Origin of the sequence: Sulfuriferula thiophila (assembly GCF_003864975.1) — a bacterium.
GTDB lineage: Bacteria > Pseudomonadota > Gammaproteobacteria > Burkholderiales > Sulfuriferulaceae > Sulfuriferula > Sulfuriferula thiophila.
Genome location: NZ_BHGL01000033.1, coordinates 41923 through 63870, shown reverse-complemented (window position 1 = coordinate 63870; position 21948 = coordinate 41923). Strand labels below are relative to the sequence as shown.

At 49.5% G+C, this 21948-nt stretch carries 18 protein-coding genes and 1 tRNA gene; 1 reads left to right on the top strand and 18 read right to left on the bottom strand.

The window, feature by feature from the left end; genetic code table 11:
• Positions 1-41 precede the first annotated feature (41 nt).
• From EJE49_RS10115 to petA, 18 genes are all read right to left on the bottom strand, one after another.
• Positions 42-554 (bottom strand): hypothetical protein, encoded by a 513-nt coding sequence (locus EJE49_RS10115; RefSeq protein WP_124950424.1) that lies wholly within the window; start codon positions 552-554, stop codon positions 42-44.
• Positions 554-2152, bottom strand: coding sequence for a TIGR02594 family protein (locus tag EJE49_RS14370; protein ID WP_124950422.1), 1599 nt, complete (start codon positions 2150-2152; stop codon positions 554-556). The genes EJE49_RS10115 and EJE49_RS14370 overlap by 1 nt, the downstream gene beginning before the upstream one ends.
• Positions 2153-2187: 35 nt before the next feature.
• The gene (locus EJE49_RS10105) at positions 2188-2640 is read right to left on the bottom strand and encodes a hypothetical protein (RefSeq protein ID WP_124950420.1); all 453 of its coding nucleotides are present in this window, start codon (positions 2638-2640) and stop codon (positions 2188-2190) included.
• A gap of 76 nt (positions 2641-2716) precedes the next feature.
• The gene (locus EJE49_RS10100) at positions 2717-5992 is read right to left on the bottom strand and encodes a type VI secretion system Vgr family protein (protein WP_189941829.1); all 3276 of its coding nucleotides are present in this window, start codon (positions 5990-5992) and stop codon (positions 2717-2719) included.
• A gap of 11 nt (positions 5993-6003) precedes the next feature.
• Complete coding sequence (locus tag EJE49_RS10095) at positions 6004-6927, bottom strand: hypothetical protein (RefSeq protein WP_124950416.1); 924 nt, start codon at positions 6925-6927, stop codon at positions 6004-6006.
• A gap of 58 nt (positions 6928-6985) precedes the next feature.
• Positions 6986-8062 (bottom strand): type VI secretion system protein TssA, encoded by a 1077-nt coding sequence (tssA, locus tag EJE49_RS10090; RefSeq protein WP_223246913.1) that lies wholly within the window; start codon positions 8060-8062, stop codon positions 6986-6988.
• A gap of 16 nt (positions 8063-8078) precedes the next feature.
• Positions 8079-8843 (bottom strand): OmpA family protein, encoded by a 765-nt coding sequence (locus EJE49_RS10085; RefSeq protein ID WP_124950414.1) that lies wholly within the window; start codon positions 8841-8843, stop codon positions 8079-8081.
• A 6-nt stretch (positions 8844-8849) separates the two neighbouring features.
• Positions 8850-9833, bottom strand: coding sequence for a type VI secretion system-associated protein TagF (tagF, locus tag EJE49_RS10080; protein ID WP_124950412.1), 984 nt, complete (start codon positions 9831-9833; stop codon positions 8850-8852).
• Positions 9830-13555: a type VI secretion system membrane subunit TssM gene (tssM, locus tag EJE49_RS10075; protein ID WP_370685826.1), complete on the bottom strand. Its 3726-nt coding sequence runs from the start codon at positions 13553-13555 to the stop codon at positions 9830-9832. The genes tagF and tssM overlap by 4 nt, the downstream gene beginning before the upstream one ends.
• Positions 13556-13672: 117 nt before the next feature.
• Positions 13673-15121, bottom strand: coding sequence for a hypothetical protein (locus tag EJE49_RS10070; protein ID WP_189941827.1), 1449 nt, complete (start codon positions 15119-15121; stop codon positions 13673-13675).
• Positions 15122-15240: 119 nt separating this feature from the next.
• Positions 15241-15507: a PAAR domain-containing protein gene (locus EJE49_RS10065; protein WP_124950406.1), complete on the bottom strand. Its 267-nt coding sequence runs from the start codon at positions 15505-15507 to the stop codon at positions 15241-15243.
• Between the two features lie 47 nt (positions 15508-15554).
• Entirely contained in the window at positions 15555-16397 is an 843-nt protein-coding gene (locus EJE49_RS10060) for a M15 family metallopeptidase (protein ID WP_223246912.1), read from the bottom strand.
• Positions 16398-16783: 386 nt separating this feature from the next.
• Positions 16784-16859, bottom strand: a tRNA-Thr gene (locus tag EJE49_RS10055).
• A 107-nt stretch (positions 16860-16966) separates the two neighbouring features.
• On the bottom strand, positions 16967-17386 hold the full coding sequence (locus EJE49_RS10050) for a ClpXP protease specificity-enhancing factor (RefSeq protein WP_124950404.1): 420 nt from the start codon (positions 17384-17386) through the stop codon (positions 16967-16969).
• Between the two features lie 2 nt (positions 17387-17388).
• Positions 17389-17988 carry a glutathione S-transferase N-terminal domain-containing protein gene (locus EJE49_RS10045; RefSeq protein WP_124950402.1) on the bottom strand — a complete coding sequence of 200 codons (600 nt, stop codon included), beginning with the start codon at positions 17986-17988 and terminating at the stop codon, positions 17389-17391.
• 84 nt (positions 17989-18072) lie between these two features.
• Positions 18073-18792, bottom strand: a complete 720-nt coding sequence (locus EJE49_RS10040; protein ID WP_124950400.1) for a cytochrome c1 — start codon at positions 18790-18792, stop codon at positions 18073-18075.
• On the bottom strand, positions 18792-20015 hold the full coding sequence (locus EJE49_RS10035; RefSeq protein WP_124950398.1) for a cytochrome b: 1224 nt from the start codon (positions 20013-20015) through the stop codon (positions 18792-18794). The genes EJE49_RS10040 and EJE49_RS10035 overlap by 1 nt, the downstream gene beginning before the upstream one ends.
• A 3-nt stretch (positions 20016-20018) precedes the next feature.
• On the bottom strand, positions 20019-20612 hold the full coding sequence (petA, locus tag EJE49_RS10030) for a ubiquinol-cytochrome c reductase iron-sulfur subunit (protein WP_124950396.1): 594 nt from the start codon (positions 20610-20612) through the stop codon (positions 20019-20021).
• A 176-nt stretch (positions 20613-20788) separates the two neighbouring features.
• Here petA and EJE49_RS10025 point away from each other — a divergent pair, with 176 nt between their 5' ends.
• Positions 20789-21940 (top strand): Do family serine endopeptidase, encoded by a 1152-nt coding sequence (locus tag EJE49_RS10025; protein ID WP_124950394.1) that lies wholly within the window; start codon positions 20789-20791, stop codon positions 21938-21940.
• Positions 21941-21948: the final 8 nt, after the last annotated feature.

The window sequence follows — 21948 nt, the reverse complement described above, 5'->3', positions numbered from 1 at the left end:
TCGCGTAGCCAGGAACTGCAAACGGGGGATTATCCAAGAAGCTATGGATTGAATTTTTTATCAAAAGCCTTACTCGCTTTACAAATAAGTAGATCAAACTGTTTAAGAGAAATGGGTAGTTGTTTGTTAGTAATAACAGATTCTCCAGAACTTGAAATACCTTGAATGACTAGAGTGTTATTTTTATTTTCGGCTATATAGATACCATCAAAACCATTATCGATTTCATCATCTTTATAATTACTAAGGATATATTTTAATTTTCCAATCGCGCCAGGCAACTGATGCTGCACATCGTAAATTAATTTTTCGTTTATACCGGTAGGCAATTTATTTATATAAGCTATGTCAATCCAATTCCCATTACGCTCTTTCCAACACGAACCCAATGTATCAAAACCATACTGATTCCGATATTTTTTAAATAATGTTTTGTTTTGGAAGACTTTATTACTGTCAAAAAAAACGACTTTATACCCTCTATTACCTGAGTATGCTGATTCACTACACACAAACAACGCAATAAAAAAAATAAAATATGTGCGTAAGTCCATTAACGATCCTTAATAATTTGTTTTTTTCTACTGTAGGCAGTATTGCCAATACTTCGGTTCAGATTAACCACATCAAATTCTGAAAGTACATTTTCTTTTTTGCTAAATTCAAGATATGTATTTGGTACAAAATAACCAACCAGAGTCTTCGTGGTATCCGTTTCTAACATGAACGTAATTTTGTCATTTTGATTTCCGCCTAAGGCAATAGTCTTTAAGGAAATAGAATCTTTGCCATATACAAAGGCGACATGACCTTTTCCACTTTTTTGCCAAACAATGATTGAGCCATAGATTGGAGAATTTATCTTGGTAAATTTTTTACTATGTGTTGCAAATTGCGAGCTAGCAGAACGCTCATATGGATTTCCGCTTTCCATCAGACAATAATTAACAAATGACGCACACCATGGCGTATTCCCTAAATCGCCGCCAAGTCCGATTTCTTCATGAAAATTATCAGTTTTGGTAATTATGGTTTCTTTTTTACCAGCCCATTTAATTGCTTCTTTAATTGCCACTTCCATCCAAGGTGCACGCTTTTGGTCTGATGGCATCACAGCTAAGGGCTGTCCTTGAGCCTCCTTACTTCGTGTTGGAATGGCTGCAATTTTTGTTGATTTATTACTGTGAACTTTAGCTACCGTAGGCATGCCAGTTGGCGCTGAACTTGAGCCATTAATAGATAAACGTTGTCCAGGAAGGATTTTGTTAGGGTCGCGTAATTGATTTTCCTTTTGAATTTTATCGGCACTTGTTTTGAATTTTTTGGCAATTTTCCCCAATGTATCGCCTGGCTGTATTACATAGGAGTATGGCTCTGGTTTTTTCTTGTCCTGTTTTACTAAAGCAACATGTGGTTGTGTAGCGGCATTAGCACTAAAAAAATCGGTGAAATAATTAAATGATTGCGATACGTTGCCAAGTATAAAACTATCTATTTTCTCAAGTTTTTGTTTGGCATTAATTACCCATAGCTCAACCTCATCATTTTTTTTCAGGTGAGGTATTGCTGGTAATTGACCATAGTGATCTGTCTTGTGCTTTACTTCATTTCCATCTTGTTTAATTATGACTTCATGTTCTGCTATTGGGCGAGCGCCATCAGACAAGGTTATTATTGTTGTTTTGATCCATTTTTCTTTACGAGTATCAATCATCGCATTAAAGCCTTCATACTGTTCCATTGAGTTCATCAATGAATCAAGCTGCGCTTCAGTCAAGTCACCAATTATTGAATCTTTGCTTAATCCTGATTTTGTAGTGATGTAATCTGTATATTTAGCAGTATCATTTTCGCTAGGCGGTGCGTACTGCTTCATCATCTGAATTATGGTGTCACCTTTATATTTGCGTAACAACAAGCCTTTTTTTTCAGCACGACCGGCCTCCACTGTTGGGAAAATTAAAAATTCACCGCTTTTAGTTTTCCCCTTGCCAATTTGCAAAGTATATTTTGAACCTGGTCGTAAATTACCTGGATTGTTAAAACGCCACGCGATCGTTCCACCTGAGCGTAAAAGATGATCACCATTATCCGCGATATACTCTACGGTCAATATATCAGGATAGTAAATAGCATTTATAAATTTAGTCATGGTAAACCATTTCCTTAAAATGACTTTTTGTTGGGTTATTTTGTGTTTTTCAATATCTGCTCAACGGTTAACTTGGACTCAATTTTTTTAACATTTGTACGTAAAAAAACCCATCTATCATAATCATCAAGCTTAACCAACGTATAAGTAATTACAGTTATTGGACCTTTATCAGCCAAGGTTTCACCCGTTTCCATATTGACTGTAATCAATTGCATCTTCTTATCATTAATTATTTTTGCATCAAAGAACTGTAAATCAGCCGAATGTTTTGTTTGAACCGTAAACAGCATTTTAGGATCGTCTGCTTTTTCTATTCTAGGAACTTGATTCCAATCATTACTGCCTTTAGGCTGGAATAAAAAACTGTATACATAAAAATCATGGTCATTAAAATGATTTACATGACCTACATTAATGGACAGAGTACCTTGCTCAGATTTGACATTATGTGAACCTGTAGAGTATTCCTCAGCTTGTGCGGTCATAATGTGTAAACTCATGAAACCAAACATTATTACCAAACGTAATAAATAATCTAACTTAATGAAAATAGAAAACATTTTAGGCCTCTCCTTGGATGTTACCAATCAGTTTCAACAACTGCTCTTTATTTAAAAAAGCTTCATTTTGGTCTTTTTGTAATCTGGCTATATAAGGGTCATATTCAACAGAAACATTATCATTGGTGAATTCACTGTCTCTTGATTGGCTAACCACTGAGAAAGATCGTTGCCACTTATTCTCGCCTATTTCGATATTCACAGCTTTATTGCTATCGGTCACTATCCGAGGCAATCGCCCATCTTTAGGTATATTTCCTGCCGCCAGCACTGCACCTTCAGCATCAACAATCCGATATGCCTTATCAACCAGCGCCATATCATCTACCAGCTCATCGCTTCCTGCAAAACAGAATCTCACACTCTGTTTGTTAATCCATTCTGCGGTAGGTAATGTTGCTAATGGATAGCTCATACTCGTCCCACCCGTAAAACTCTTCTGCCCCGCCTGCACCAGTATCTTGCCCGGGCACTGCACCGTAATATTACCACCCGCTATCTTGATACTGGCACCGCCCGCGGTACGCAGGGTGATGTCGGTCGCGGCGGCAAAGTCGATGCTGTCTTGCGCGCTTTTGATGTCGAGGTTGTCTTTGGCTTTGAGGCTGATGCTGTCGCTGTGTGCCTGAAGGGTGGTGTCGCCCTGAGCGGCGATGAGTTGCAAGCCTGCGGTGGCGTTCTTTTGCATGCCACCAGCGGTGAGGCCGATGGCCTGGCCGCTGTGGATGCGCCAGGTGCCGCCAGTGCTGTGCTGGCTGTCTGCGGCGTTGAGCAGGTTGAGGGTTTCGCCGGTGTTGAATTGTATGTTTTGCCTTGCGGTTAGGCTTAAATCATTTTTGGCGATGAGACTGATGATGGGGTCGGTGTGGTGCGGCAGATGCTGGTCTGATGGTTGCGTGTTTTGGGTACTTGCGTCATCTTGCGCGGCGTCGAGCTGATTGGCGTTGACCATGCCTTGCATGACTTTGCTTAATGCGGGGATCGGTGCGGCGCTGTCATTGAGGCTGCTGGCGTTGGCGTTGCTGCTGCCTTTGAGGGCGGCGATGCCGACGCTTAGGTGGCTGTCGGCAAGCTGGCTGAGGCTGGCGCCGAGTTTATTGGCGGTGTGCAACAGGCCGTAGCTGGCGGGCAGGTCGCCTGCGGGTTGGCGCTGGCTTTGGCTGTGGCTGACGCCGTAGCTGGTGATGAGCCAGCCGGATCCGGCGCGCAGGCTGCCCCAGGCGTCGGTGCGCAGTTCGATGCCTTTGCCGCGATAGCTGCCGCGGCGGTTGTCGGCGGTGTGGATAAGGTGACCGAGGTTGAGTTCGGTGCCGGATTGGGTGGTTTTGAGCTGGATGCGGCCTTGGCTGTCGCTGTCGTCGAAGACGAGCTGATTGTAGCCGCTGCCGTTGTATTCCTGGCTGCGGATGCCCCATTGGGCGGCGGCGTTGTTGTGTTCGTCCGTGGCGCTGCTGGCGCCGTGCCAGACGGGGGCGTTGCCGGCGGTGAGGTTGCTCTGCGCGCTGGCGCGGGTGTCGCTGGACTGGGTAAAGGCGCTGGTGTCGCTGTCGGTTTGCTGGCCGTTGGGGCTGGCGGCGGTGCCGGCTTCGCCCTGGCCGTTGTAGTGAGCGCCGATGATGACAGGGCGGTCGATGTCGCCTTCGAGGAATTGCACTTGCACTTCCTGGCCGATGCGCGGCAGGAACTGGCTGCCCATGCCGCCCCCTGCGCTGCGCTGGGCGACGCGTACCCAGCAGCTGGCGCGGCTATTGGTCTGGTCGAGCGGGTCTTGCCAGTGGAAACGGATGCGGATGCGGCCTAGCTGGTCGGTGCAGATTTCGTCGTTGCCGAGTTGCTCGGGGTTGTCGCTGTGGTTGTTGTCAAAGCCAACGACGCGGGCCGTCTGGCTGCCGTATTCGGTGGGGCGATGATTGAGCTGTTGAGTCTGTGCCGGGCGCCATGGGCGGGTGGCGTCGATGGCGGTGAAGGCGTTGGCATAGCCGAGGCGTTCAGTGGTGGCGATGAGTTTATCCAGCTGCTCTGGGCGGGTGGTGAGCGGGTCGCTGTCTGCTTGCGCCTGGCTCAGGGTGCTGCGCAGCCAGTCACTGAGACGGCCAAAGGCAAGGGTGGCGTGCTCGGCGACGGTGTCAGGCAGGTTGTTGATGCCGAGCTGGGTGACGTGGCTGGTGATGAAAGTGTCAGGGGTGGCTTCACTTTCCAGCCGCGGGTTGCCGTCGATCTGGAAACGCTGGCCGGCACGCAGGCTGCGTACAGTGCTTTGCCCTTGCCAATACTGGTGGCGGAGTTCATGGGCCTGGATGCGCAAGGCGGCATGACGGGTGGCCTGGTCATTATCGGTAAAGGCGTATAGTCCGGGGTGGTCATAATGCTCGACCGGAGGTAGCTGGCTGTAGTGCTGGCCGCCGAGTTTGAGGTCGGTGGGGGTGCTGGCCGTGGTGATGGCTTTGGCTTTGTAATCATAGCTGGCCAGGGTCAGGCGTGCGGGTTGCAGGCTGTGCGCGACGCTGAGTGCGGTGATGCTGTCGGTTTGCTGTTGCGAGCCGGTGCCGGCGTAGCGCAGGCCAGTGGCGCCGTTGTCGGGGTTGGCCGGGCAGGCGCTGGTGTGGGTGCTGTCGGCGAAGATCACCAGACTGTGGCCGTCCGGCGCATTGGGGTCATCCTGTTCCATGCGCCAGCTCAGGCCGTCTTCGGCGAGCAGGCGGCTGATGAAGCCGAGGTCGGTTTCGCGGTACTGAATGCAGTAGCTGCGTGCGGGGAGTTGCTGCAGCAGGCTGTGGGTGTCTTCGCTCCATTGCCAGTGGGCGTGCGGGGCGTAGTCGGTAAGGATGCTGTCGATGATGCTTTCTATAGGTTGTTCCTGCCAGACGCGACTGTGTGCATTCTGATCAAGCAAGCCCAGCCATGGGCTGATACGCAACTGATAACGCGAGAGGCCGCCATCGCTGCCCAGACTTTGGGCATGGCTGATGATACCGGTGATGCGGGTACGGCTGGCGTCGGCCTGACTGATATGCAAACTGGCATTGCGCCCCATTAGTTTGGCAATGGGCAGGTCGGGACGGCGGGATAATACCAGCACATCGGTGTGCGCCAACTGATGCAGGCCATCCTGACTACTGAATGCCTCTACCAGCAGGCTGCCTTTATTAAACCACAGGGTCAGGTCGTCGCTGTCCCTGAGAGTGAATTCATATAAACGGGTGTCACTGCCGTAGCCGGTAAAGGCTGTTAGGCTATCCGCCATCTGCGTGGACATGGATTCGATAAAGTTCGTCATATCTGGCACCATTACTGGGGGGTGTTATCTGCTGCGGGTGATTTTGGCTGGGCATTGGCTTTGCACGCCAGGTCGGTATCCCAGCGCTCGGAACAGATACGCCAGCGGCACAGTTCACCTTCAATAATGCCAAGTTTTTTGCAGCGCTTAAGCAGACCTGCGGTGCTGTCACCTGGCTTGCGTTCAACCACATCCTGATTACGGCTGTCGTCTTTGCTGCTGTTGTTTTTGCTGTCAGCCGTTGCTTTCTCGGTTTTGGGATGGCTGGTTTTTTCAGTACTGGTCTTCTTGGGCGGTGTTTCTTTCGTGCTGGCAACCAGTGCGGTCAGCAATTTGACATCGCGATCATCCACGTCTGTCTGGGCTGGCGCTGAAGCAGACTTGATCTTGCCTGTCGCCGGTTGGGGTGGGGGGTGTGCTGCAACAACAGTTTGCGCGTGAGCCTGAGTGGTGGCTACGACCGGCGCAGGTTTGCTGGGTGCATCTGACGTGCTGGTTAACGCAGCGCTAAGGCGATCATGGGGGTTGCTGGCCGGAACAGTTGCAGGATGTTCCGGTTTTTTTTGTGGCTCTGCAGGCAAGTCATTGATAATCGTAGCAACCTGAGCAGGCGCTGCTTCAACGGGGGCAACGGGCGATTTTGCTTCGGCATGTACGGCTGGCTTTGGCATGTTCGCCGGCTTTGTCGGTGCAGATGGGTTAGCGGGCGTAAATGATGCTGTTACGTTATTGGCGATTACCATCGCGGCAGCCACCACCAGAGCGATTAATAGCAGTGGAATGGCGATAAACCAGAAGACAGGCCGTCCCTGCTTTTTACCTGTTTGCCTGGGTGTCGTATTCCCCAGGCTGGATAGCAAACTTGGCGCTTCCTGCGCTGGGCTTGCGACTGCATCTAATAAACTGGGGGCAGAAGCTGATATTGGCTTGGTCATAGTCGTTTTACTGAATACTGGTTTATGTGGATGATTATGTCTGCGATTAAATCCGGCATCAGACTGGGTCGCTATGGTTGCTAATATCCAGCCCCAGCAGTTCTTCTACGTGGGATAGCGAGGTGTTGTCCTTGATCACCGTGCGCAGCCATTCATGCAACGGCAAATTACCCCATTGCGCGGCCTTGTCAGCCAGATAGGCAACCGGGCTGTGCGGTTCTGTTTCACGGAAATACCGGGCAACTTCACGTAATTGACTGATGGCCTGCGCGCGACTCTGTATGCCACCGCGTGCGTTTGTCTGCGGGGAGTTCGGCTGGGCTGTCTGCATGGCTATATCCTGATTATCATTGATGTCGTCGGCTGTTGCGGATTGCGTGCTGCTGGGCACCCCCTGATCGTTAGCGAACCTGTTCAGGGTATGCAGCACGTCTTCCAGGCTTTGCCGTAACGCGGTAAAACCCGGGCCATCCATACCCAGTCGCGCATCAATAGCCGTCTGCATGTCGGTCAATGCGGTTGCACACAGTTGCGCTTCGGCTATCAGCGTCTGGTAGAAGGCATAGCTGCTCTTGCGCCGTGCGCTTTCAATGACGTCGATACTGACACCGGCTTCGCTGCGATTTCCGTCCCCCTTGCTCTGCGATCGGTTGCGGGCATCGAGTATGCTGGCGTAGCTGTAAGCGCTGCCACGGCCTTCGGTCAGCGGAATATTACGGACCAACTGTTCGGCACGGCTGACTATCCAGCTTAGGTTGCCGGCGCGGCGTTCCTGATCGCCGTCTTCGGCTTCCGGGTAGAGGCTTTCCCAGTACTGGTTGCATAATCCGGCTATCAACCCGAACCCTTGCGCCAGCCCGTTAAAGCCATGCTGATAGGCACTGGCCTCAGTGAGCCAGACTGCAAGACGCAGATCTTTGCTTTGCTTCTCCAGCAGGGTAGTACTGAGTGCAATCACTTCGTTCCAGTTGGCTTCCTTGAGGTCCACTTCCCATTCGCCCTGATCGATGCTGGGGTCATCAAACCGGCGCGCTTCGGCAATGGCGTCAAATTCACGCGAGAAGGAAAGATCGTCGCCGGAAGGCTGATCGGGGCGCACGGGCTGGAGTAATGTACTGGCATTCCACATAGACATGGGTTCCTTGGCTGGGTTACTGAACAACGCGGAATTCGATGCGGCGATTGCGGGATCGCCCTTCTGCCGTATCGTTGCTGGCGACTGGGCGGTCGGGGCCGACGCCATAGGTATTGATACGATCAGCCTGAATATTCTGGCTGACCAGATAGGCTTTGACCGCATCGGCACGCGCCTGACTCAGGCTGATATTGCTGGCACGCAAGCCGTGGTCATCGGTATAGCCGGTGATATCAACGTGCTTGTCCTGCAGCTTGTTCATCGCGGCGGCGATGGCATTCAGGATGCCTTTACCTGCAGCAGTGAGGTTGGCCGAGCCGGTCTCAAATTCGATGTTGCGATTGGCCAGGGCATTGTCAATCAACCCCTGATCCGGGGCGCTGACATGCAGGCCGTTGTGGATGGTATAGGTGGGGTTAAGCCGGGTTGCCATATCGCTGGCTATTTGCTGGCGCTGGGCTTCATTGGCAACTTCGCCACGCACGCTGACCTGATTGCCTTCGATCTTGAGCTGACCGTGACTTACCTGCCGCAAACCTGGGTCAAGCAATCGGCCCATATGCTCCACCCAGTTGGGCGGCATGATTACCTTGCCCAGCACCAGTTGATCCACCACTTTGTCGGCACCATACAATTCACGCACACGGGCTATCAGTTTGGCATGTGTGGCTTCATCGGGCACGGTACCCGAAACCACCACCGGCAAGTTGGGAGCACCCCCTTCAGCCAGCACTGGCGGGGAGGTAAGTAAAGCGAGGAGCAGTATCCAGCTATGACGCATGTTGATTTATCCTAAGAATATTTCTTTGAAGTGAGAGAGCGCAGTACCCAGTTGCAGCGTCGGCTGCGCCAGATAGCTGGAGAGGCGCTCCAGCCGATAATCGGCGCTGATCGCATTTTCCACCCACTCGGTGTCATCGAAGCCGATGTGGTGACCCTGTCCGGCAGGCGGGTCCATCACTGCCTGCAGAGTGCGCGGCGATGCACCATCGAAGCCGATGATCAATACGTGACGGTCATGCAGGCGGGTGACTATCAGCGCCAGTTCGAAATCGGCCTTGAACAGAAACGGACTGATAAAGTGCATCCACAAGGCCGCGACGTAATAGCGCTGCTGCAAATCGCGTGGCAGCGGCAGCACCAGACTTTTATCCAGTCGTTTTGCGCCGCTGGCCATGACCGGATGCAAGAGTAAACCCAGTGCAAGGATAAGCTGTCGCAGATCACCGTTATAGCCGCCTTGCGTCAGCATATCGCGCAAATCAGCCAGCGTACGGGCTTCCATGAAGTCAGCGAATGCGCTGTGATAGCTTTGCCCCCCCAGGTCCAGTAACACATCCCCGGCACATAATTGCTGCAATGACTCACTGGCATCTTCGGCTTGCATGACCTGGCTAGTCTGTATTTCCAGGCGATTCCATAAACGCCCCAGCACCAGCGGGCTGTATGGCAGAAAATCAGCCGGCTGGGTAATATGCAATGCCCCCAGACTGATAAATGGGAAGCGCCGCTCCGCCTGATCGCGGCTGGCAATCAAATGCCCTGCCACAGCACCCTGTGTGCGTGTAGCGGCAATTGCAAAGTGCATGGGTGCGACGCCATCGTAAATGGACTTCCAGCGCGGCTCTACGGCGAGCAACTCCATTGCCCGTGCCAGCCAGCCATCAACCAGGCCAATCAGATTGGCGTTGTCGGTGGCTTTGATAAAATCGCCACGGGTTGGCACTTTACCGAAATAGCCGATACTGATAAGACTACCTTGCTGGCTCATTGCGCCCCCTCCATGACCGGCGCTGCCTGGGTAGCAACGACTCCCGGCGCAGCAACTACGGCTGCCGGAGTCACCTCAATGATGCTCTGCGGCAAACTCATGCCTCGGTAACCGGTACTGGATGTACCTGCAGGCGCATTGGTTGCTTGCGGGCTGCTAATCAGCTTGAGATTCACTGCCACACTGGTTGAGCCATTACCCCAGTTCAGTTCAAACACACCATCTTCCTTGCGCTTACGGGTGGCTGTACTGAGCAACCGCTCCAATCCGAAACGCCCGGGTTCGTTCACCACCTCTATGCTGCGCCCATCAAAAGTGACTGCCACAATACGTGCTCCGGGCGTGCCTTGCGCATTCGGCCAGACAAAGTTAGTCCAGCCCGCCTGAGTATTGCGGTAGCGTAGTTGCTGACCGTCTATCTCTATCGTGTATTCCAGCACGCCGGCCGCCGGTAAGGGCTGTATCTGGAACAACGTCTGTGGTGCAGCCCCCGCACCGCCGCTCGCGACTCCTCCAGCGCTTACCGGTGCAATCCAGCTGGCAAAGTTACTGGTAACCTGCGGCGAAAGATGAATACCCAAATCTGCCCAGGTACGCGGCGCCAGCATATCGCCACGACGCACAACCAATGATGCCATATTGGTGCCGAAGAATTTCGCTAGCGCACCGTCAGAGCCGAATATCTGCCCGATTTCCTGACTGGAAGCTTCCAGATGCGCATTAGGGGAAAATGGATACTTAGCTGCCAGATTGGTCTGGAACGGGTTATAGACCTGTGCCGCCCATGTCTTGTTTAGCTCAACTTCCGCGGGGCGAATGATGGCACTAAAGGCCTGCATCAGTGGACGCACCAGTAACGGCCGCATCACTTGTTTCTGACCATCACTCATGCCTTGCAGCATTTGCTCATCAACATATTTCAATCCGTCAGCCAGTTCCGAGCCACTGCCATCCAGTGTTTGCTGCATCAGCAGACGCGCACCCGGCCCGGCATCACCCTGATTGTGAATCTGGTTAAAGCGGCTACGCAGCTTGGACAGGATCGTCAGGTAACCACGCATCAGCGATTGATCTTTATCTTTGACCACCACCAGTTTCGCAATGCCGGCAAAGCGCTGACCAACCGGCCCCATCGGTATGCCTGCACCCGCTGCATTGACGTTGATATTCATATTCAACTGACTCGGGCTTTGCTGCAGGATGGTGGATTTAAACCAGTTAACGAACCCGCTCTGTGCCTGCTTTAAACCGGCATTGACCAAAGACGGGTTATCCCATGAAGTCTGCTGGTAGACGGCTTCCACTAGCTTTCCCACTGGCGAAGTCTGCGGATCACCTATACGGTTCATGGCATTCACTGCCTGATCAAAATTACCCAGATCCGAGATGACCACACCCTGCAAAAAGCTCTGCCATGCTTGCGCATATTCATTTTTGTATTGTTCGGTCAGTGATTTCTGGATCTGCTCCGGGCTGCCTTCCAGGGTCAGGTCATCTGACGAACTGGTTTTCAGTACCCAGTCGGTACTCTGCAACTGTTTATTCGCAGCGTCCTTGAACGCATCCTGCACATACCCCTCCCATGCCTCACGGGTAAATACGCCGGGGATGACATAGCTGCCAGCAACCAGCGTTCTATCCTGCTCGCCTACAATGCGCGCTACTGTCATGGATGCGTAACGCGTCGATGCACGCGCCTTGATGTCCGCATAAATGCGTTCTCGCGCCGGCATGCCATGTACGACTTTACGCAAGGATTCGCGCGTTTGATCCACCAGAGCGAGCTTGGTCTCCATCGTTGGCCAGGACGGATCGTTGGTTTGCGCCAGATAGAAGGTCAGTATGCTTTCTGCACTACGGATCATCTGTTCACGCGGCATGGCACCACGGTTGCTGTCTAACCAGCCGCGCCAGAACCGGGTAATTTGATCATTGAGATGGCCAGCTTCGACATGACTGCGGTCACCTAGCATAAGGTAGGTTTTGAGTGCGTTATAAGCATCTTGCACTTGGGTAGGCGAGGCATCCTGATACAGTTTTTCAGCACTGGCACTTGCTGCTACCGGCTCGGCTGTGCCCGAATTACTTGCTGTCGCAGGCTGCGTTGCGCCCAGTTTATCGGCATTGGTATTTACTTCAGTCAGAAATGCTTCAAGATTAGTCATCACCGGCTTCAACATCACTTCGCGCACACCGGCGAAGTACTCTTCACGCAACTTACGTTCCAGTAGATCACCTTGATACAAGCCCAGCCCCAGACTCCACGGATGCTCACTGTGATATTTTTGCAGTTGCTCAATTCTGTCCTGCAATATCTGCAATGCATCAAGCCGTGATTGCAAATCGGCATGCTTATCTTGCAAGCGCACGGCTTGATCCATGTCCGCCTGCACGTTGGCTACCAGCTGACTATTGGCTTTGTATGACCAGCTCCAACCTGCGAGTGACAGACCTAACAATAATGTGGCTAGCAAAAAGGAGGCATAACGTAGTTTTATTTTATTCCGGCTGGCATACTGTGCGACCAAGCCTTTGTCTGCAAAAATCACCTTGCGGAACAGGTTGAGCAGAAAAAATCCGTTTCGGGAAGATATCACCGTCTGCGCCTGCGGCTGCAAACCCAAATCGAAGCGATCTGCCACGCGCTGGCTGGAAGCGCCCAGCGACATACCCTCCTGTAGCGCGCTGGTGAAGTAAAAGCCGCGGAAAACCGGACGGAACTGATAAGGATTATCTTCGAAAAGCGTGAGAATAAATGCCCGCAACGAATTCTTTATCGCCGCGAACTCCAGCGGAAACGTCAGCAACCCGGGAGGCATTTCCTCACCGCGGTACATGGCCATATTCGCGAGACTCATATCCTTGAGGCCGTCATAGAGCTCATCGAAACGCTCATCGAAGAATGACAGGATGTCCTGATTTTTAGTATTCGGGCTATATGCTTGCGTTGCACCCCAGACACGGGATACTTCCTCGCTGTCTACATCACGAAAAAATTCATTGAATCCGGCGATCAGATCCACTTTGGTGAACATGATATAAACTGGGGCAAATACTTCCAGTCGCTCGGTTAGCTCTTGTACACGCTGACGTAAATTCTTGGCCAGATTGATACCGAATTCGGGACGATTGCTGGTCAGTTCAGCGATGCTGACGGCGATGATAATGCCGTTGATGGGCGCGCGTTTGCGGAATTTTTTCAATAAATCGAGGAAGCCAAACCATTCTTCACGATCTTCTTCGTGCACAGCATATCGACCTGCGGTATCCAGTAATATTCCGTCAGTAGTAAAAAACCAGTCGCAGTTACGTGTGCCGCCAATGCCCTGAATGATGTTGCCATCTTTGTCCGCAAACGGAAATTGCAATCCCGAGTTGGCAATAGCCGAGCTTTTGCCTGCTGCCGGATTGCCGATAATCATGTACCACGGCAACTCATACAAAGCCGATGAACCTGATGTAATTCCCAGCTTGGATGATTTGATCGTACTGATGGCTTCGACCATTCGTTTGCGGATAACGTCAACTTCATCCCGGCGACTCGACTGCGCTTTAGATGCCGCTTTATCCGCCTGGCTTTCCAGCATGCTACCCAGCTGTTCTGAGCTGCGTTTGGCTTGCCAACGCTTATATAACCAAACGCCACCCCATATTATTAATCCCAGAACGAGAATGGCAATTATCCATTTTGCTGCGATTGTAAAAAACTGGGCGCCCAGCATCAGGAAACCGGCCAACGCTAAAAACCCCAACACGACCAAGGTTCGTGTATCCGTTATAAACTGTATAATTCTTTGCATAATATTGAGTTTAACTTTTTGAATTAGTTATAAATTATTTTAATGTTTTGCCGAACCAGCTGAGTCCGGCGTGATTTGTCCGGAATCAACTACCCATGCGATTCGCTCGTACTCATCGTTATTGCTGACACACAGTACAGGTTGCTTGTCAGCCACCACCAACTGCCTGGCGGCTAGCAGTGTCAGCAAACCCGCGACTTTGCCGACTGCTCCACACCCTGCTTCCATTTTGAAACAGCGCGCGTGCAGGTCCATATCTGGCATGACTTCACTCAATGCCTCGTATAATTCTCCGATCCGGCTAGCTCGGGCATCGGTATCTGCAGATACCGCGCCAATCTGCTCAGCGATGATTTGCGCATTCACAAGTGCATCGGTGATGCTATGCATCAGCACATCCGGTTTTATTTTGCCAGCCGCATCCGCAGACTTATCACGTTTCCGTTGCGCAATCCGGTGCATGCGCACCAATGGTTCAACCCCTAATTTTTGAGCCCATAACGTATCGGCCACAACCACTCCAGCTGCCGCTTCACCGGGTATAAAACTTACTTTTCCATTTGCGCCCTGCGCATTACGCTCTGATTGCAGTTCGGCATAAGCCTGCTCGCCCATAAACGACTGCGTTGCCATGAACACATAGAGACCTGACAAACTCTTCTGATTAACCTCGACGTTCACTTGATCAATCAACGTTAACGGATCCGAATTACTCAGGTAGCTATAGGGGTGAATCAGAAATTTGTCTGCAGGCCATCCAAGCTGCGCGATGTGCGTCGCTAGCCATACCGCGACATCCTGCCTTTGTTGATCGAGCCAGCGTTTCGGGAAAATTGCGACTACGTTGATTGTTGGCAATGCCCGATTTGGGTCATTTATTTCAGAATCTGATAGCAGTTCTGACAATTGCGGAAACGATAACAGGGTCTGCACCAGCTCCATGAACACGGCTTGCACCAATGTTAAGGCGCGCTTATCCGCCTGCTCCCACGGAGCAGAAGGCAGCCCTTTTGCCAGCAACCATTGCTCAAACTGCTCATATGTTTCGGCTTCGTGCAAATCGTCTACACGTGCAGTAAGTAGTGGATACCCATGTTGATCAACCAGTTGCGCATCCAGCTCAAAATTCGGCTGTTTATCAGCCAGCGCATTCATCAGTTCATCAGCCGTATACCCTAATCGCGTAATGGCACTGCCCGCAACAACTGATAGTGTCCAGCCTCTGCCAGTATTTTCCGACTCAGCTTCAGATGCTGGATTGACATTAGCGGATGGCGCTATACCAGCGTTTGCTGAACCGCTTATTGCAATAAGTCCTGCACCCAGTTTCTTGAGCATAACTACAGACAGCAAAAATATAACCGGGGTCAGCACCAGGTACATCACCACATCTGTCGTTGATGGCATATGCATACTGATACGCCAATATGAGATCACCAATAACCATACGGCAACTACAACGAAACCTGCCAGCAGGATACGGCTCATCCAAGATTGCAACACTTATCACTCCCCCATCCAATTTCAGTAAATGTTTGTCACACTGATATTGAATTTTTCATTATTTATTATTCACTTAATTAACCACTATTTGTTATTACAAGCACTTACCCGGCTGTTGTCATTCCTTGGCTAGCAATCAGCACAGCACCGCAGGCAGTTTTATCGCCATCCCGCGCAACTGGTTTTCCATCGACTATGATGGTCGGGTCTCCGCTTACTATGGCACAGGTGCCATGCCCCTTTTTTGGACACGTCACCTTATCCCCTATCCGCGCAATACGAACATCACCGCTCGCAGAATTGCCAGATGCTTCAATCACTGTGCCGCCATGCGATGTTTTATCCCCAAGCACTATAAAACCTCTACCCATTTCATCCTCGCTAACGACTCTTCACTGTCTTGCCACCAAAGTTATTGTTAATGTTTTACTGTATTATTTTTCCGCAATTCAATATGACCCAAATCCATCATTTTCCAGCGCCCTCCCCAGTGCAATCCTAATGACTCTGCCACTTCTCCATATAGCTGGTAACCACGCATTGCCCAAGGGTCTTTCTCGCTAATTACCAGCTTACCATCACGCCTGAATGCACAATCTGCAGCCAGTCCGAACTGGTGATAACTCTGAAATGCCGTTGCATTTGTAACGCTGGTACCCATGCGTGCCAAAGCATTCTGGCGCTCTGGACTACGATAGCCTTCCAGGATAGCCATGTCGTACCCATAACGTTCTTTCATAATTTTAAAAATCAGCAATACGTTTTGTGAAAAATCGCTATCCAATAGTTGCCAATTTCTGCTCGCGTCAATCAAGGATGGTCTTATTCGCAAAACCTCCTGAGTTTCAAACATTTCTGGCGGCAAAGCCGCAGGGGGCACCAACCGCTCACCAAGCAGTAAATCAGTAACCTGATCATTCTGATGACGAACATGCGCATCGTCAAAACCATCCAGTATATTTTTACCGCTATACAGCCATACAAATACCGGTGGCAACACTAACAGTCCAGAAACCAGTAAAACCATCCATAGATTTCTACTGATATATTCCCCGCCGCTTAGGCCATTCTGTTTTACTTGAACGTCTACGTATTTAAATCTCAACGCTATTGCAGTTAACTGTAGCGTTATTCGTCTGTAAAATATCAGCGTTATGATTTTAATTTGTCTTACAACAGCTTCCCTTATCGCCGAAAACACAGCCAGTCCAATAACACTGCTGACCAAAAGGAAATAAACGATAAAACTTAAATAAAGCACCTGTATCTAACCTATTAAATTTATTAATACTTTAAACCAATTTCATTTTATCAAAGAACGCTCTTACACAAATCATTACATAAGACTACACAACTACAGACAAAATCTGTAATAGATTATCTCAAAAAGGATCATTTGTCTTGTAAATTAAAATCAAAATAAAATTTTTAATAAATATCTCGGCAAACACACGACCAAATCACATAGCAATTTACAAAAAGGGGATTCTGGTATGGGCAGGCATGTGAACGGACGCGATCGGATTGCCGGATGAAAATAAACAATTCACCGGTAGTTATGATATGTAAAACGAGAGGGAGGAAATACCGATACATTACAGGAAGGCGAAAAAAAGGGCTGGATAAAAATCCAACCCTTTGTACTACTGGTGCCGGCAAGAGGAGTCGAACCCCTGACCTGATGATTACAAATCAACTGCTCTACCAACTGAGCTATGCCGGCATAGCTTGCTATTATGCCATTCTCAAGGAAAATGGTCAAAAGGAAAAACAACAATTACATACTTAGTCGTTAAAACGGTATGTTAACTTACTAACGGAAAGTAAATTTCATTTAACTACTTGCAGCTTCGGCTTGCCCGTTGGTTTCGGCGACGGAGGTGGATCTGTATCCGTTTGCAGATCCGTCTTAGAGTCTACCGGACCAGCACCCACAACCGCTGCTACTTCGAAACCGAGACCTTCCCCATTCTCGCGAGCAAATATGCCCGCTACAGATGAAACGGGTATTTCAATTTGTCTCGAAATGCCATTAAAGCGAGCTGAAAATCTAACCCAGTCATTGTCCATCAGCATTCCCTGAGTGGCGTTTGGAGACAGATTCAAAACAATCTGACCATCCTTGACGTACTCCAGAGGCACTCTGGTATGACTATCCACGACTACGGACAAAAAAGGCGTGTACCCGCTATCGATACACCATTCGTAAATTGCCCGTATCAGATAGGGTTTGGTTGACTTATCCGGCATGATTATTTGCGCATTGCCTTTTCATTTGGCGTCAATGCATCAATGAATGCCGGACGGCTAAATAAGCGTTCAGCGTACTTCAATAAATTAACCGCCTGCTTGGGCAATTGAATATCGTAATGCTCCAAGCGCCATAACAATGGTGCAATTGCCACATCAAGCATAGAAAAATCATCATTCAGCATGAATTTTTGCTTGGCAAAAATAGGCGAAATTTGCGTCAGATTGTCACGCACCATGATCCGCGCTTTGTCTGCAGCACTTTTACTACCATGCTCGATAGCATTAACATGACTGAACAGATCTTGCTCAAATGTGAACAGAAACAAGCGTGCGCGGGCACGCATAACAGGATCGGCCGGCATTAATTGTGGATGAGGAAAACGCTCATCAATGTATTCATTGATGATATTAGCCTCATATAGCACAAGATCGCGCTCCACAAGAACGGGAACACGATTATACGGATTCATTAACGCGAGATCTTCGGGCTTGTTTTGCAAGTCCACGTCAATCACTTCAAAATCCATACCCTTTTCAAACAGGACGATACGGCAGCGCTGGCTGTATGGGCAAGTATTGCCAGAATACAACGTCATCATAATGATTACCCTAAAATAACATGGCCGACGGAAGTCCGTCGGCCGTAAAAACCACTCAAATTACATCAAATGTAATTCAGCAGTTTAGTGGATGTCTTTCCAGTACTCTTGTTTCAGGTAGTACGCTAGTACAAAGAATACGCCCAAGAACAATAATACCAGTACGCCCACTTCCATGCGCTTGATTTTAGCAGGTTCAGCCATCCAGGTTAAGTAGTTTACCAAATCACCAACTGCAGAATTGTATTCAGCAGGCGTAAGTGAACCAGGCTTTACTAGCTCAAACTGGGGTTTTGCATCGGCTTCATGTTCGCCATGGGCAGATTCTTTCAGAACTTGCTCACCTTGCAAACCATACAATACAAATGGCATACCTACTTTCTCGAACACCGTATTATTCCAGCCGGTAGGCCGGGTATCATCACGGTAAAAACTACGCAGGTAGGTATACAGCCAATCAGAACTGCGCGAACGAGCAATTACTGACAAATCAGGCGGCTCAGCACCAAACCATTTTTTCGCATCAGCAGGTTGCATAGCGATAGTCATGGGGTTACCCACCTTATCAGTAGCAAACATCAAGTTTGCTTTGATCTGATCTTTCGTCAGACCAACATCCTCAAGACGCGTGTAACGCATTGCATTAGCGCTATGACAGGTCAGACAGTAGTTGGTGAACAGCTTTGCACCACGCTGAATAGAGGCATAGTCCTCCAGATTTACCGGGGCTTTGTCCAGATGCACGTGTTCAGACGCGAAAGCTGTCAGCGGTGCAAATAACAACGCAAGTAGAAATTTCTTCATTATTCAGGAATCCTTTCTGGCACTGGTTTAGTCTTATCAATTTTGGTATACCACGGCATGAATATAAAGAAGCCGAAATAAATCACACTCAGCACACGTGCAATATTGGTAAAGACAGGAGTTGCTGGTTGCGTACCTAAGTAACCCAAACCAATGAAACTGATAATGAACAGCGTCAATATGGACTTGTACAACATACCGCGGTAACGAATCGACTTAACAGGTGAACGATCCAGCCATGGCAGGAAGAACATAATCACGACAGCCGCGCCCATACCCACTACACCCAGAAATTTATCTGGCACTGCACGCAGAATCGCATAGAACGGTGTGAAATACCACAACGGGCTGATATGCTCTGGCGTCTTGAACGGATTTGCTGGGATGAAGTTATCCGGCTCAAGGAACCAGCCACCCATTTCAGGTGAGAAGAACACAATCGCGGTAAAGACCATCAGAAACACGATCACGCCCATAATATCCTTAACTGAATAATATGGATGGAAAGGGATACCGTCCAGCGGGATATGTGTGACTGGATCTTTATGCTTCTTGATTTCAATACCTTCAGGGTTGTTTGATCCGACCTCATGCAACGCGATGATATGCGCAGCAACCAGACCTATCAGAACAAGCGGCAATGCAATCACATGGAAGGCGAAGAAACGGTTCAAGGTGGCATCAGACACCACGAAATCGCCACGAATCCAAAGTGACAAAGCATCGCCAATAACTGGAATCGCACCAAACAGGGAAATAATCACCTGAGCACCCCAGAATGACATTTGACCCCATGGCAGCAAGTAGCCCATGAATGCCTCAGCCATCAGTGCCAGGTAAATCATCATACCGAAAACCCAGATCAGTTCGCGTGGTTTGCGATATGAACCATACATAAGGCCGCGGAACATATGCAGATAAACCACAACGAAGAACATGGATGCGCCAGTCGAATGCATGTAGCGAATCAACCATCCCCATTCAACGTCACGCATGATGTATTCGACGGAAGCGAAAGCCAATGCAGCATCAGGCTTGTAGTTCATCGTCAAGAAGATACCGGTAACAATCTGCAGCACCAGCACCAACAGCGCCAGTGAACCAAAGAAATACCAGAAGTTGAAGTTCTTTGGGGCGTAGTACTCTGACAAATGCGCTTTCCAGTTAGAAGTCAACGGGAAACGATCATCAATCCAACCGACCAATTTTTGCATAGCACTCATTGATTAAGCTCCTTTCGCGTCTTCACCGACCAGAATACGCGTATCAGTCAGGTATTTATGGGGTGGGACTTGCATATTTAGCGGGGCAGGAACACCTTTATAAACACGTGCTGCCAAGTCGTAACGAGATCCGTGGCATGGGCAGAACCATCCGCCATCCCAGTCTGGACCTAAATCTGCCGGAGCCAATTCTGGACGGAATGTTGGTGAGCAACCTAAGTGGGTACAAATACCGACCACAACCAAAAACGCTGGCTTGATAGAGCGGTTTTCATTTTGGCAGTAGGTAGGTTGTTGAGGCTGCTCGGATTTCGGATCCAATACTTTAGCGTCGTTTTTAGGCAACGATGCAAGCATTTCTTTAGTACGATTCACGATCCAAACCGGTTTACCTTGCCATTCGATGGCAAGCAACATGCCAGGCTCAACCTTGCTGATATCCGCTTCGACTGGTGCGCCAGCTGCTTTTGCACGTTCGCTAGGTAACATGCTCATCACAAAAGGCGTCAACACAGCCACCCCTGCCACGCCACCCATTGCTGTGGTAGCAGCGACAAGAAAGCGGCGTTTGCTGCGATCCACTTGCTGATTACTCATAATTCATCCCTATTTAGGTTACGCAAACTTAAAAACTTTTCTATTTTACCTAAATTTTAGGTAAAACATAAAGCCCCATTTTCATATTATTTACTGACTTAGCGCTGACGATCACTTACACACCACATATCCTGTATAATTTGTCACAATAAATAACATTTCTTTAAGTCATCAAGATGCGTAAATTCTGGTTATTATTCTCCCAAAGCGCCACAATTGCATTGGGATTCTTGCTTGTTATTACCATTTTCAAACCAGAGTGGCGGATTTGGCCTAGCCAAACCAACACAATTACCGACATTACCCCCTCACCCAATCTCGCACCCAACTCATATCGCGTTGCTGCCAGCAAGGCTATTCCCTCCGTGGTCAATATTTTCACCAGCAAAGCAGTCCGCGCTCCTGCACCGCCAATTACCAACAACCCGTTGTACAACCATTTTTTTGGTGGCCAAGCCAAGTCACGCACCCAGCGCGTCAGTAATCTTGGCTCCGGCGTTATTGTCAGCGCTGATGGTTATATTTTAACCAATCATCATGTCGTCGAATCAGCGGATGAAATTCAGGTTGCATTGCATGATGGACGAACTTTATTGGCCAAAGTAGTGGGTACTGATCCGGAAACAGACCTGGCCGTACTCAAAATTGATGCATCAAACCTACCTGCCATTACCTTCAGCCAATCTGACCAGGCCAGTATCGGCGATGTGGTCCTCGCCATTGGTGATCCTTTCGGTGTAGGCCAAACCGTCACCATGGGCATTATCAGTGCACTGGGGCGTTCTCATCTCGGCATCAATACTTTCGAAGATTTTATTCAAACAGATGCTGCCATCAATCCCGGAAACTCTGGTGGGCCATTAGTGGACACCAATGGCAATTTAATTGGTATCAATAGCGCAATCTACTCACGCACCGGCGGCTCTCAGGGCATCGGTTTCGCAATCCCTTCCAACCTCGTTGCCAAAGTCATGAAGCAGATTATTGACCATGGCGAAGTCATTCGTGGCTGGATGGGCATAGAAGTCCAAGACCTTACACCGGAGCTCGCCGAATCATACAAATTGAAAAGTGGTGATGGCGCTCTGATCGCCGGCATATTACGTGGCGGCCCCGCAGATCGCGCCAACATTCACCCTGGAGACGTGCTACTCAGCGTTGATAAGCAGACCATCACTGACTCAGCCGCTCTGCTTAATCAAATTGCCGCATTAAAACCCGGCCAGAGCACAACCATTACGCTGCTGCACCGTGACAAAATCCTTACTACTGTAGTTAAAATAGCGCGTCGACCCAAGCTGGATAACAGCACTGAAAGCCAACCCTGACGGTCAGC

What these genes read in the sequence shown, in the direction of transcription:
- EJE49_RS10095 (WP_124950416.1), bottom strand. Translation starts at nt 6,927, where the DNA reads ATGACCAAGCCAATATCAGCTTCTGCCCCCAGTTTATTAGATGCAGTC.
- EJE49_RS10050 (WP_124950404.1), bottom strand. Translation starts at nt 17,386, where the DNA reads ATGCCGGATAAGTCAACCAAACCCTATCTGATACGGGCAATTTACGAA.
- EJE49_RS14370 (WP_124950422.1), bottom strand. Translation starts at nt 2,152, where the DNA reads ATGACTAAATTTATAAATGCTATTTACTATCCTGATATATTGACCGTA.
- EJE49_RS10040 (WP_124950400.1), bottom strand. Translation starts at nt 18,792, where the DNA reads ATGAAGAAATTTCTACTTGCGTTGTTATTTGCACCGCTGACAGCTTTC.
- EJE49_RS10045 (WP_124950402.1), bottom strand. Translation starts at nt 17,988, where the DNA reads ATGATGACGTTGTATTCTGGCAATACTTGCCCATACAGCCAGCGCTGC.
- EJE49_RS10025 (WP_124950394.1), top strand. Translation starts at nt 20,789, where the DNA reads ATGCGTAAATTCTGGTTATTATTCTCCCAAAGCGCCACAATTGCATTG.
- tssM (WP_370685826.1), bottom strand. Translation starts at nt 13,555, where the DNA reads ATGCTGGGCGCCCAGTTTTTTACAATCGCAGCAAAATGGATAATTGCC.
- petA (WP_124950396.1), bottom strand. Translation starts at nt 20,612, where the DNA reads ATGAGTAATCAGCAAGTGGATCGCAGCAAACGCCGCTTTCTTGTCGCT.
- EJE49_RS10115 (WP_124950424.1), bottom strand. Translation starts at nt 554, where the DNA reads ATGGACTTACGCACATATTTTATTTTTTTTATTGCGTTGTTTGTGTGT.
- EJE49_RS10035 (WP_124950398.1), bottom strand. Translation starts at nt 20,015, where the DNA reads ATGAGTGCTATGCAAAAATTGGTCGGTTGGATTGATGATCGTTTCCCG.
- EJE49_RS10070 (WP_189941827.1), bottom strand. Translation starts at nt 15,121, where the DNA reads ATGAGCCGTATCCTGCTGGCAGGTTTCGTTGTAGTTGCCGTATGGTTA.
- EJE49_RS10085 (WP_124950414.1), bottom strand. Translation starts at nt 8,843, where the DNA reads ATGCGTCATAGCTGGATACTGCTCCTCGCTTTACTTACCTCCCCGCCA.
- tssA (WP_223246913.1), bottom strand. Translation starts at nt 8,062, where the DNA reads ATGTCTATGTGGAATGCCAGTACATTACTCCAGCCCGTGCGCCCCGAT.
- EJE49_RS10100 (WP_189941829.1), bottom strand. Translation starts at nt 5,992, where the DNA reads ATGACGAACTTTATCGAATCCATGTCCACGCAGATGGCGGATAGCCTA.
- EJE49_RS10105 (WP_124950420.1), bottom strand. Translation starts at nt 2,640, where the DNA reads ATGACCGCACAAGCTGAGGAATACTCTACAGGTTCACATAATGTCAAA.
- tagF (WP_124950412.1), bottom strand. Translation starts at nt 9,833, where the DNA reads ATGAGCCAGCAAGGTAGTCTTATCAGTATCGGCTATTTCGGTAAAGTG.
- EJE49_RS10065 (WP_124950406.1), bottom strand. Translation starts at nt 15,507, where the DNA reads ATGGGTAGAGGTTTTATAGTGCTTGGGGATAAAACATCGCATGGCGGC.